General features: G+C 32.9%; 11 protein-coding genes. 6 read left to right on the forward strand and 5 right to left on the reverse strand.

Going from position 1 to position 11,867, the window contains the following annotated elements:
• Nucleotides 1-12 precede the first annotated feature (12 nt).
• Complete coding sequence (locus VB776_RS01620) at nt 13-339, forward strand: tetratricopeptide repeat protein (RefSeq protein ID WP_323325364.1); 327 nt, start codon at nt 13-15, stop codon at nt 337-339.
• 58 nt (nt 340-397) lie between these two features.
• Nucleotides 398-2,068, forward strand: a complete 1,671-nt coding sequence (locus VB776_RS01625; protein ID WP_323325366.1) for an FAD-dependent oxidoreductase — start codon at nt 398-400, stop codon at nt 2,066-2,068.
• A 53-nt stretch (nt 2,069-2,121) separates the two neighbouring features.
• On the opposite strand, the gene VB776_RS01630 is transcribed toward VB776_RS01625, so the two are convergent.
• Both VB776_RS01630 and VB776_RS01635 read right to left on the reverse strand, forming a co-directional pair.
• Complete coding sequence (locus VB776_RS01630; protein ID WP_323325368.1) at nt 2,122-2,943, reverse strand: purine-nucleoside phosphorylase; 822 nt, start codon at nt 2,941-2,943, stop codon at nt 2,122-2,124.
• Nucleotides 2,944-3,069: 126 nt separating this feature from the next.
• Nucleotides 3,070-4,290, reverse strand: a complete 1,221-nt coding sequence (locus VB776_RS01635) for a BaiN/RdsA family NAD(P)/FAD-dependent oxidoreductase (protein ID WP_323325370.1) — start codon at nt 4,288-4,290, stop codon at nt 3,070-3,072.
• Nucleotides 4,291-4,424: 134 nt separating this feature from the next.
• On the opposite strand from VB776_RS01635, the gene VB776_RS01640 reads away from it, so the two are divergent.
• From VB776_RS01640 to VB776_RS01655, 4 genes are all read left to right on the forward strand, one after another.
• Nucleotides 4,425-5,402, forward strand: a complete 978-nt coding sequence (locus VB776_RS01640) for a DNA/RNA non-specific endonuclease (protein ID WP_323325372.1) — start codon at nt 4,425-4,427, stop codon at nt 5,400-5,402.
• A 220-nt stretch (nt 5,403-5,622) separates the two neighbouring features.
• Nucleotides 5,623-6,600, forward strand: coding sequence for a glycosyl transferase (locus VB776_RS01645; protein WP_323325374.1), 978 nt, complete (start codon nt 5,623-5,625; stop codon nt 6,598-6,600).
• A 56-nt stretch (nt 6,601-6,656) separates the two neighbouring features.
• Entirely contained in the window at nt 6,657-7,823 is a 1,167-nt protein-coding gene (locus tag VB776_RS01650) for a glycosyltransferase family 9 protein (protein WP_323325377.1), read from the forward strand.
• A 209-nt stretch (nt 7,824-8,032) separates the two neighbouring features.
• A complete protein-coding gene (locus VB776_RS01655; RefSeq protein WP_323325378.1) occupies nt 8,033-9,118 on the forward strand; it encodes a hypothetical protein in 1,086 nt (361 codons plus the stop codon).
• A 14-nt stretch (nt 9,119-9,132) separates the two neighbouring features.
• Here the strand turns inward: VB776_RS01655 and VB776_RS01660 are convergent, their stop codons facing one another.
• From VB776_RS01660 to VB776_RS01670, 3 genes are all read right to left on the reverse strand, one after another.
• The gene (locus VB776_RS01660) at nt 9,133-10,290 is read right to left on the reverse strand and encodes a glycosyltransferase family 4 protein (RefSeq protein ID WP_323325380.1); all 1,158 of its coding nucleotides are present in this window, start codon (nt 10,288-10,290) and stop codon (nt 9,133-9,135) included.
• Nucleotides 10,291-10,404: 114 nt separating this feature from the next.
• Nucleotides 10,405-10,959 carry a WcaF family extracellular polysaccharide biosynthesis acetyltransferase gene (locus VB776_RS01665; RefSeq protein WP_323325382.1) on the reverse strand — a complete coding sequence of 185 codons (555 nt, stop codon included), beginning with the start codon at nt 10,957-10,959 and terminating at the stop codon, nt 10,405-10,407.
• A complete protein-coding gene (locus tag VB776_RS01670; RefSeq protein ID WP_323325385.1) occupies nt 10,956-11,861 on the reverse strand; it encodes a glycosyltransferase family 2 protein in 906 nt (301 codons plus the stop codon). The genes VB776_RS01665 and VB776_RS01670 overlap by 4 nt, the downstream gene beginning before the upstream one ends.
• Nucleotides 11,862-11,867: the final 6 nt, after the last annotated feature.

An 11,867-nucleotide genomic window follows, 5' to 3' on the forward strand; every position in this document is an offset into this window, starting at 1 on the left:
ATATTTTATAAAATGTCATTTAACAGATTAGCTTTACTAAAACAGTTTTTGGAAGAAGAGCCAGAAAACCCTTTTAATCATTACGCTTTAGCAACAGAATTATTAAAAAGCGATGCCGAAGAAGCCAGTAAAATCTACTTGTATTTACTAAAAAACCATGCCGACTACTTACCTACTTATTATCATGCAGGTGCTTTATTTTCGGAATTTGGAGAAAATGAGTTGGCAGAAAAAACCTATCAAGATGGCATTACTTTAGCCCAAAAAGTAGGAAATGAAAAAGCTTTAAAGGAATTAAAAGGTGCTTATCAATTATTCTTGGATGAATTGGATATGTAGAAATTTTTATGAGTTTTGGTAATAGTTATTCTTCTGTAAATTAATCTCAAACTAAACTATGAAAAAAATTAAACCTTTATTTTGGCTTTTGAAAGCTACGATTACAGTTTTTTTATTCTCTGGATTCCAGCTAAATAAAAGTACCGAAACTCAAGTTCGCAAAGCTGACGTAATTATTTATGGCGGAACTTCTGCTGCCATCATAGCGGCTGTACAAGTAAAAAAAATGGGGAAAAGTGTAATCGTTGTTTCTCCAGATACACATTTGGGCGGTTTGTCTTCTGGTGGTTTAGGTTTTACTGATACGGGTAACAAAGAAGTAATTGGCGGACTTTCTCGTGAATTTTATCAAAGACTGTATCAATATTATCAGAACAATAGCACTTGGCAATGGCAGAAAAAAGAAGAATACGGCAATAAAGGGCAAGGAACTCCTGCTATTGATGGAACAAATAGAACGATGTGGATTTTTGAACCACATGTGGCAGAACAAGTATTTGAAGATTTTGCCAAAGGAAACAAACTACTTATTTTCCGTAATGAATGGCTTGACCGCTCTGAAAAAGGTATTGTAAAAGTATCTGGAAGTATCCAGTCATTTCGTACTTTAAACGGCAATGTTTATCAAGGAAAAATGTTTATTGATGCCACTTACGAAGGCGACCTCATGGCGGTGGCAGGCGTTGATTATCATGTGGGACGTGAAGCCAATAGTGTGTATGGCGAGCAATGGAATGGTGTTCAACCAGAAATATTTCAACATGGTCATCATTTCAAAGCGAAAATTAGTCCATATAAAATAGCCAATGATTCAACAAGTGGACTCCTGCCTGAAATTTCATCAGAACCAATTGCTGAATATGGTTCTGGAGATAATAAAATTCAAGCTTATTGTTTCAGAATGTGTTTGAGTAATCATCCAGAAAATAGAATACCTTTTCCAAAACCAGAAGGCTATGACCCTGCCCGATATGAATTACTTGCACGAGTTTTTGCCTCTGGCTGGCGTGAAACTTTTGATAAATTTGACCAGATTCCTAATCGTAAGACAGATACTAATAATCACGGAGCTTTTAGTACAGATTATATTGGCAAAAACTATGATTATCCAGAAGCAAGTTATGAGCGTCGTAAACAAATCATCAAAGACCATGAATTATATCAAAAAGGTTTGATGTACTTTTTACAAAACGACAAAAGTATTCCTGCGGATGTTCATGAAAAAATGCAAGAATGGGGTTTACCCAAAGATGAATTCAAAGACAATGGGAATTGGCCACATCAACTCTACATCAGAGAAGCAAGAAGAATGATTGGTGAATTTGTGATGAAAGAGGCTGATGCTTTAGGCAAAACTCAAGTTCCTAATCCAATCGGAATGGGTTCTTATGCTTTAGATGCCCATAATGCTCAACGGTATATCAAAAAAGATGGCTATGTACAAAACGAAGGAGATATAGGAGTACATCCTGATAAGCCGTATTCAATTGCTTATGGCTCTATTTTACCAAAAGAAAAAGAATGTAATAATTTGTTAGTTCCTGTTTGCGTATCAAGCTCGCATATTGCTTATGGTTCTATCAGGATGGAACCCGTTTTTATGATTTTAGGGCAATCAGCAGCTACGGCAGCAGTACTTTCTATTAACAACAAAGTGTCGCCTCAGCAACTACCTTACAGTAAATTGAAAGCTGTTTTGTTGAAAGATAAACAAAGGTTAGAACTGTAAAAACTGGGTATCCTTTCATTATAGTTTCTGTAAGGATACCCAGTTTTTTAAAATTAAATACTCTTTATCAAAGTACCAATAATTTTTGTCATCAAAGGTTCTGACTTACTGGCGGCGGCAATAATTTTTTCAAGACTTGCTTTTACTAAGGTTTCGGGAATACCCATGTCAGTAATAATTGACATTCCGAAACACTTCATCCCCATTTGATACCCAACAATAATTTCAGGAACGGTGGACATTCCTACGGCATCAGCTCCTAAAATTCTCAGCATTTTGTACTCTGCTCTGGTTTCCAATTGCGGCCCTGGACACATTATATATGTACCTTTCTGAACTGGAATGGCTAAAGTAGCGGCGATTTCCTTAGCTTTGTCAATTAATGCTAAATCATAAGGGTCACACATATCTGGGAAGCGGTCACCAAAAGAAGGAGTATGTTTGCCTGTCAAAGGATTTTCGGGCATAAATAAACTAATATGGTCTCGGATAATCATTAAATCACCTACTTTAAAAGCTGGATTCAAGCCACCTGAAGCATTCGATACAATTAATTGCTGTACGCCCAATTGCTGCATTACTCTTACAGGAAACGTTACTTCTTTCATAGAGTAACCTTCGTAGTAATGAAAACGCCCTTGCATACAAACCACATGCTTATCGCCGATTTTACCAAAAATTAATTTCCCTTGATGAAACTCTACGGTAGAAACGGGAAAATTTGGAATTTCTGAATAAGACAAAGTATATAAAATATCAATTTCATTCACCAAAGCTCCCAAGCCTGTGCCTAAAATAATACCAAATTCGGGTTGAAAATCTTTTACTTTTTGCTGAATAAATTGAGTAGTTTCTGTGATTTGCTGAAAGTACATGGTAATTTGAAAATTTGGTGATTTGAAGATTTGAAAATTATTGATTGTGATAGCTGAAAGCTCATTGATGATATGAGTCTGTTCATGCTAACTTTCTTTCAAAAAACTAAAAATGAAGTAAATTGATTACATATTTTTGCCTGCTACGAAACCAGTTGTCCAAGCAGCTTGGAAATTGAACCCTCCCGTCACGGCATCAATATCTAATACTTCTCCGGCAAAAAATAGGTTTTTCACTATTTTACTTTCCATGGTTTGTGGATTTATTTCTACTAAATCTATTCCCCCACAAGTAACGAATTCCTCTTTGAAAGTTGTTTTCCCCTTTACTTTCTGTGGACAGTTCAATAGATTTTCAACTAATTTATTGGTTGATTTATTTGAAATATCAATCCAGCGTATTGTTTCATCTATTTCAGCCAGTTCACAAAACTTCTTCCAAAGTCTTGAAGGCAAAGTAAATTGTGGGTTTGATTGAATAAGTTTCTTTGGACTTACTTTCTTTTGCAAAGCAAAATTCTCTCTGACTTGATTTTCTGAAAACTCAGGAATCCAATTAATTAATGCCGTAAAATCATAATTTGTATCAGCTAATTCTCTTGCACCCCAAGCCGAAAGTTTTAAAATAGCCGGTCCAGAAAATCCCCAATGCGTTACCAACAAAGCTCCTTCTTGCACAATTTTCTTTCCTGCAATTCTAACCGAAGCATGCTGAACACTCACACCAGACAATTCTGTGAAAAGCGAATCAGGCACATTAAAAGTAAATAATGATGGCGCAGGTTCAATAATTTGATGCCCCAAATCTGCCAGCCATTGATAAGCCGATTTCTGTGGGTTTCCGCCTGTCGTAATCAGCAAAGCATCACAGGCTAACTTTTCTTCACTCAAAAGCTGAACGCCAATTACTTTATTTTCATCTATTAAAACAGATTTAACACCTGCAGAAGTAATGATTTTTACACCTAAATCTTTCGCTTTTTTCTCTAAACAAGTAGCAATCGTTTCAGAACTATCTGTATCTGGGAACATCCTTCCATCTGCTTCTGTCTTTAAATTAACTCCCTGTTTTTCAAACCATTCAACGGTATTTTTGGCATTAAATTGATTGAATAGATTTCTCAGAAAACTCCCTCCTCTTGGATAAAACTTAGATAACTGTTTGTTATCAAAACAAGCATGAGTAACATTACAACGCCCACCGCCAGAGATACGAACTTTGTTTAAAACAGTTCTATTCTTTTCTAAAAGTGTTATTTTCGCATCTGGATTACTTTCAGCAGCAGATATTGCTCCGAAATATCCCGCAGCTCCGGCACCAATAATAATTATATTTTTTTGAGACATTGATTAGTTTATCGAAGCCGTATTTGTTTACTTGCTCGAAAAGTAAAATTACGAAAAATGTTCTCTGAATTTTAATTTGAGTATTTTCTGACATCAATTATCATTAAAGCGGTGTGTTTTACGCAACAATAATTATGGGCAAAATAAAATTTCTAGTTTTTCTGCTATTTCTTGGTATTGTTTTATACTACTGGGGCAAACCTTCGCCGATGAAATCTTTACAAAATGACTTAGCAAAAATTGGTAGTCAGAAAAAAAGTAAAGAAAAAGAAGCACCAAATCAAGAAGAAGAAACAACAATTGAAGAGGAAACTAGCAGCTTTACCGATGATGTTTCTAAGAAAATTAAAGAAAAAGTAGAAAGTTCTGTGTTAGAAACAATCCAAGAAAAGGTTTTCGGGAATTCGAATAAGCATGAAGGAAATAATGATGGAGGCACTTTGGATGATTACATTCCATACTTCAAAAACAATAGTGAAATCGTTCGTCATAAAGCTTTTATTCTAAATTATCGTGAAGAATATGAACAAGCGTCATGGGTTTTGCATCGCTTAGAAAAAGAAGCGGTGGATGGTCACGAAGCTCGTTCAAATGAATTTATTGAAGACCCTTTGGTTGAAACTGGTTCAGCTCATACACGTGATTATTCTCGTTCTGGTTATGACCGTGGGCATTTATGTCCAGCAGCAGATTTCAAACACGACAAGGAATTGCAAGACGAAACCTTTTATATGTCGAACATGTCCCCACAGAACCCTGATTTTAATCGAGGAATTTGGAGTAATTTAGAGGATAAAATTCGTCATTGGGTTATTAGCAGAAAACAATTGATTATTGTGACCGGTCCTATTCTGAAAAAAGGTTTAAAAACTATCGGAAAAAGTAATTTAATAGCAGTTCCAAATTCGTTTTATAAAATAGTTTACGATCCTGAAACGGAAGAAGCCATTGCATTTTTAATTCCAAACGAAGGTTCATCAAAATCGCTTAAATCTTTCGCTGTTAGTATCAACGCTATTGAAAAACTTACTTCGATTGATTTTTTCGCAAAATTGCCCGATGATTTAGAGAAAAAAATAGAAACAAATGCTAAAATTGAGGATTGGTTCTGAGTAACTTACTTGATAAAAAAGATATTTTATTCCTGTTTAGCGATAATGTCGTAACTTTATTTTCAAGTATATTATCTTTTCATCCAACAGAGAAGGCTTGTTTATGATAAAATATTGTATTAAACAATGTTTGCTAATTGATAAAGCGTCTCTATTTTCACATATTAATTAAAACCTATTCACTTCGTTAGACAAAGTTTGGCTTAATTTTCAAGAGATTATGACTTTAGCATTTACCATTTGTTCCATAAATTATCTCGCACAAGCACAGACTTTGGGGCAGTCTCTACAAAAAACTAACCCTGATATTGAGTATGTAATTGGCTTAGTTGACAGACTTGACCAGGTTACTTTGGATACGGATAAAATTCCTCCCTTTCAACTATTAGAAATTGATAAAATCGGTATTAATTGTTTGGATGAAATGTGTGAAAATTATGACATCACAGAACTCAATACGGCTGTAAAACCTTTCTATTTTGATTACTTTTTTAAAAATAGAAAAGATATTCAAAATGTTATTTACTTCGACCCAGACATCATTGTTTATCAAAAACTTAGTAGATTAACTGAAAGTTTGGCTGAAAAAAGTATCGTGATTACACCACATATTTCTTCTCCGATTCTCGATGATTTTGACACCAAGGAAATTGCACATTTGAATACTGGAATTTACAATCTAGGATTTATCGGAGTTGGAAGAAGCGATGAAAGCTTACAAATGATTGATTGGTGGAAAGAGCGTCTTAAAAATGATTGTAGGATTGATTTATGCAATGGTTTATTTGTAGATCAACACTGGATAAATTTTGTACCTATTTTCTATAAAAATTCGGTACTGATTGAAAAACATCCTGGTTATAATGTTGCCTATTGGAATCTTCATGAAAGGCAAATAACCAAACAAGGTGATACTTTTTTTAGTAATCATGAACCCATTATCTTTTTTCATTACAGTGGCTATCAACTTAGTAAACCCAATAGTGTTTCTAAATATCAAGACCGCTCAACCTTTGAAAATAGACCAGATATTATTGAATTATTTAAAGATTACGCACAAAAATTAAAAGATAATTTTAATGATTATTATATTCAAATTCCTTGTTCCTATATTAAACCACCTAAAGTAAAAAGATATAAAAGAGTTCGAAAAGCTTTACAGCTACCATTTAGAAAAGTACTGGAGTTGATTGATTAACAAACAGTAGTTTTTTTGTCTAACCTGTGTTTCATACAAGAAGGTATTTAAAGATTATGCTAAAAAGAGAGTATTGCGGAAATAGACCAACAAAACTTAGACTAAGAGTATTAGACCTCCTTGTTGATTTTTTTGTTTTTATTTTCCGAAAACATAAAAATAAAGCGTTTATATTACCAGAGAAAGTTTTACTTTTCAACTTTGGTCATCTTGGTGATATGCTGATGATGAGCTACATGGTAGATATCTTCAAAAAAAAATATCCTAATGTTGAAATTCATATTGTAGCGGGAAGTTGGTGTAAAAATTTAATTGTTAATAATCCTTTATACGACAGAGTTTTTTTTATTAATCACTACAGAACAAACAGAAGTGCCTTATCACTTTATGCTAAATTCAAATTGTATATTAATGATATAAACGACTTTTTAACAACGCATAAATCGTTACACTATACTCATTCTTTTGATTTTAGGTATTCAGGCTATAATGCCAATATGCTTTTCCCTTTTTTAAATGCTGACCAAAAAATAGGTTTTGGTACTAGAGGAATGGGAAGTTTGTTGGATATTGAATATTACATGCTTCCAACGCCATTTCATTCTGTTGATCAGCAGATACAAAGTTTAAGAAGTTTAGGAATCGAACAGACTAGTAAAAATATAGAGCCTATTATTTCAATGGCAGTTGAAGAAAACAAAAACTTCAATATTATCGGAGAGTATTATATGTTATTTCCAGAAGCTGGAACAAGGAACAGAATGTTTTCAAATAATTTTTGGATTTTCTTGATTAACTATCTTTTGCTAAAAAGACCAGAGGCTAAAGTGATGATTTGTGGGCTGACAGAATATTCAACTAAATTAAAAATTGAGCTTGAAAAAAAACATCCAGAAAAAATTATTGATGCCGTTGGAAAAGTTTCTATCCCTCAAATGGTTCCTATTTTACAAAAAGCAACTGGAGCTTTAACGCTTGATTCGTTTCCTGCTCATATTGCTTCTACCCTTACTTCTACGCTATGCCTTTTTAAAGAAGGTACTGGTTTAGAGTATTTTCCAATTAATGCCAAACCTACCTACATTATTCATGATCATAAATATTCAAAAAATATTACTTCGTTCAGAAAACAAATGAAGATTCAATATATTCCTTCTTTAGACGAGCTAAGTTTACCCAAAGTAGCTACTTTAGCGATGACTGAGTTGTTTGATTTAAAATAAAAACGCATGTTTTGGAATATAAATTTTCATTAATCTATCTATAATTCTGTCTTGAATAAAACTAATTTGTCAAAACTACTAAATTCGGCATCCTTTTTGTAATCATTATTTCGGTAATGAATATATGTTTTAAACGTACTATTTTCGACGTTGAACATTATTGAAAACATCAAAAACATTTTGTTTTATTTAGTTATAGCTTTTTTCGAATGGATACCAAAATCATGACAAATACTTCTGAATTAAATGAGTCTGATAAAACTTATCGAACTTTGGAGAGTGCCATTTTGAAAATACAAAGATTCACCAACAAACTTGCTAAGAAATCAAACCCAAGTCATGAACTTCAAGCCTATTGGGAATTGGGAGACCTTTCTTTAATGAATTGGATAAGCGATACCCATTGTTATATTAGTAGAAAAGGGCAAAGATTACAGTTTTTAGCAAAACCTTCAAAGTTAGAAATTATCAGTTTTCATCTTGAAGAAGGTGATAAACTTTTAATTTGTGGAGATTCTTTACGCAAGAAAATATCTGACAATGAGATTGACGAAATCCTTCAAAACAGTTCTGGACCAAAAGATTCTTGTTTGAATTTATTAAAAATAGCCAATATCGATACGCCTTACAATGTTTACAACGTACACAATGCTGTAGTTTTAGAGGTAATTGATCAGCAGAAAATTATCACTCCGATTATTTCAGATGAAAACAATCCTTTCATCACCAAATCCAATGATAAATACTTGTTCATCCCGATTGTTCTATTGGGTATTGGTTTACTAGTTTATTCTTACGGAAGAAAAAACACTTTTGATATTTCAGGTTTTTTCAATCATCAGACAAACCAAACTGCGGTTGCAAGTGATAGTACGAGTATCATCAAAAAAGATTCTCTTACTCCTTTTCAGTCTAATCAAGATACTGACAATTCGTTCGAAAATAATCCTACAGAAGAAGCTAGTGAAAGCAGTAATTCATTTGATGAGCCAAATTCCAAACCAATTACCAGCAAAGTAGAAAGTTCAAATGCTGAATTTTCAAGTTCAGAACCAACTAAAGTAAGCCCAAAAACAGAGAAGAAAACTAATACTTTTAATGTTCAGAAAGAAGAACAAAACTATAATGCATTGATAGAACAAAAAGATAAATGGATCAGTATTAGAAGAGATTTGCAAGATAAATACAATAATGGAGATTCTTCAGTGAGTGATCAGTTAGAAAATAGCAAAAAAGTAATTCAAAGAATTGAACAAAAACTCCAAGAAAGTTCAAGAAAAATGAATAAAAACTAAACTTTCATTGCTTCTTAATTGATTGTCTGTAATTTCTTTTTTGATGTTTTTGGTTCAGATTTTACTTCTTTTGATAATTTCTTCAAATGCTTTTCATTATTTTTTTTCAGCAAATGTGCCGTAAACATATATAAGCCAAATAAAGCACATAACAAATAAAGTGAAGTAGTATTTTCTGCTTTTCTACTGATGAAAACAAATAGTAAAGTAGCAATAACTGTAAAACTCCAAAGCACTAGTGAAGCCTGAAAATGTGTAAGACCACTATCAATCAAAAGGTGATGTAAGTGATTTCTGTCGGCTACAAAAGGTGATTTCTTATTTTTCAAACGAATAATAAATACTCTTAATGTATCGAATATCGGCACAACCAATACAATAATGGCTAATATTGGTGCTGCAAAAGTACTATTAGGGTCGAATCTGTATTGAATATTTAACTGAATAAATCTAACTGCAAAAAGTGCTAAAATAAAGCCTACAATCAAAGACCCAGTATCTCCCATAAATATTTTTGAGGTTTTTGAAAAGTTAAACCTCAAAAAACCCAATAAAGATCCAGACATTGATGCTGCCAAACAAGCCAAAGCATAATGCTCGTTTAAGTAAAACCAAATACCGAACAATCCTCCAGCTATCATTCCAATTCCGCCCATCAAACCATCAATACCATCAATTAGGTTTACTGCATTAATCAAAGCAAGAAAAACAAAAACAGTGAGTGGTAAACTAATAATATAAGGAACAGAGTAAATACCAAAAATACCAAAAAGGTTTTCAATTCGTAAGTCCCCAAGTACAACAACAAGTAAAGAAGCGGCTATTTGAATATACATTTTTTTCTTTGGAGCAAGAATAAGAATATCGTCTTTTACTCCCAAAAAAAATAAAATTACGATAGCAGATATTGAAAGATGTACTAATTGCCCTTCATCTGGGTTTTCCCATAAAAAGTAACTAATTAAAGTTGAAGCAAATACTGCTACACCACCTAAAGTAGGTGTTGCAACTTCGTGAGAACTTCTCTCTACTGGTGTTGCAACTAAATTCTTAAGTCTGGAAATATTAATGATAACAGGAATTGCAGTAATTGATGTAGCACAAGCAACCACTGCCGAAACAATGATATGGAAAAGGTTGTTATTATAAAATGTCCAAAAGAAGTTAGTCATCGTTGTATATTATAAATTCAAAATTTAGCTAAAAATATCAGGAAGTATCCTAATAGGGTTAAAGTAGTACTATGCAACACAAATTACAATTAAAATATAAAAGCACCAAACGCTTTATTCGATGATATTTCTTTGTCTAATTTCTTTCGCTGGATTTCCCTGATAAACTGTATAGGGTTCCATTTGCTTTGTCATCACTGAATTAACAGATAAAACTGAATGAGATTTTGCCAATACTCCAGGACAAACAACAGATTTAGCACCAATCCAAACCCCATCTTCTAAAGTAATACCCGCTACTTTTAAATCAAAAGTCGTTTTTGAATAATCATGATTCCCAGTTAATAACATCGCTCCTTGCGAAATACAAACATGATTTCCTAAACTCACCATTGCTAAATTATCAATCCAGACCATTTCTCCAATCCAAACGTAATCTCCAATAGATAAAAACCAAGGATATTTAATCATTACTTGGGGCTTAATCATTACTCCTTTTCCTATCTTAGCTCCGAATAATTTCAACATAAAAATCTTAAACGACACTGGAAAAGGAATATTAGAATTGATTACGATAGCCCCAACAATATGCCAAATTGTTCGTTTAATAAAACCCCCAGGTTGATACCAAGCATTATCGTACAGAGACAAATCTGTTGTTTTTTTCATTTCGTTAAATCTTTATTAAATTCTTCCTTGAAAAAATTTTCAATCGCTTTTTTGTCTCTTCCTGCACGATGATATACTTCATACACTTTAGCATCTACCAAAAATCTATACCAGAAACCTTGTAAAAAATGCCAAATGAATCCTTGCTTTCCATCTAAAAAACCTAATCTGAAAATATATCGATAAAGAAAGTAAATTATCGGACGAATAAACAATGGAATTGAAGCATATTTTACTTTCAAAAATCTAGTTCTTTGCTCTTGTGAGCCAAAAAAATTTGGCTCAACAGATTCAAAATTTCTGAAATTGTATTTAATATTCAATAAATCAATTACTTCTCTGATAGCGTATAAATTGTGTTTTTGCGTCCACCAAGTAAGATTGTTCAAATTATGATCTACCAAATCGTTTTCTAATTGAATTGTTTTTCCAGTTGTTAAAGTAATGTGTTCATCCATCCAGCTTTCTTCGCAAGCACCTTGTCCATTTCGCCAAATTCTCAATAACCAAATTGGATAATAAGCTCCACGACGAATCCATTTGTCCATAAAAATCACTCTTCTTTTTATATACATTCCCGCAATTTCAGGTGTGATATTTCCCAATTTCTGGTTAATTTCTTCCGCTAATTCAGGCAATACATACTCATCTGCATCCATCCGCATAAGCCATTTGGTATTGAAAGGATTGTTCTGAATGCCAAAATTAAACTGAACTGCATAATTCACCCAAGTATTCTGAACCACTTTTGCACCAAGAGATTCAGCAATTTCAACAGTTTTATCAATAGAGCCTGAATCAATAATGAAAATTTTATCAGTAAAAAGCAACAAAGATTTTATACATCTTTTGATGTGTTTTTCTTCGTTAAAAGTAAGGATGATGACGGAAATATCTTGCATTAATTC

It is taken from the genome of Arcicella gelida, assembly GCF_034931025.1.
In the GTDB taxonomy this organism is placed as follows: domain Bacteria; phylum Bacteroidota; class Bacteroidia; order Cytophagales; family Spirosomataceae; genus Arcicella; species Arcicella gelida.

Bases quoted from the DNA above. Each gene is read 5' to 3' on its own strand.
- VB776_RS01620 (WP_323325364.1), top strand. From the start codon at position 13: ATGTCATTTAACAGATTAGCTTTACTAAAACAGTTTTTGGAAGAAGAG.
- VB776_RS01625 (WP_323325366.1), top strand. From the start codon at position 398: ATGAAAAAAATTAAACCTTTATTTTGGCTTTTGAAAGCTACGATTACA.
- VB776_RS01630 (WP_323325368.1), bottom strand. From the start codon at position 2,943: ATGTACTTTCAGCAAATCACAGAAACTACTCAATTTATTCAGCAAAAA.
- VB776_RS01635 (WP_323325370.1), bottom strand. From the start codon at position 4,290: ATGTCTCAAAAAAATATAATTATTATTGGTGCCGGAGCTGCGGGATAT.
- VB776_RS01640 (WP_323325372.1), top strand. From the start codon at position 4,425: ATGGGCAAAATAAAATTTCTAGTTTTTCTGCTATTTCTTGGTATTGTT.
- VB776_RS01645 (WP_323325374.1), top strand. From the start codon at position 5,623: ATGACTTTAGCATTTACCATTTGTTCCATAAATTATCTCGCACAAGCA.
- VB776_RS01650 (WP_323325377.1), top strand. From the start codon at position 6,657: ATGCTAAAAAGAGAGTATTGCGGAAATAGACCAACAAAACTTAGACTA.
- VB776_RS01655 (WP_323325378.1), top strand. From the start codon at position 8,033: ATGGATACCAAAATCATGACAAATACTTCTGAATTAAATGAGTCTGAT.
- VB776_RS01660 (WP_323325380.1), bottom strand. From the start codon at position 10,290: ATGACTAACTTCTTTTGGACATTTTATAATAACAACCTTTTCCATATC.
- VB776_RS01665 (WP_323325382.1), bottom strand. From the start codon at position 10,959: ATGAAAAAAACAACAGATTTGTCTCTGTACGATAATGCTTGGTATCAA.
- VB776_RS01670 (WP_323325385.1), bottom strand. From the start codon at position 11,861: ATGCAAGATATTTCCGTCATCATCCTTACTTTTAACGAAGAAAAACAC.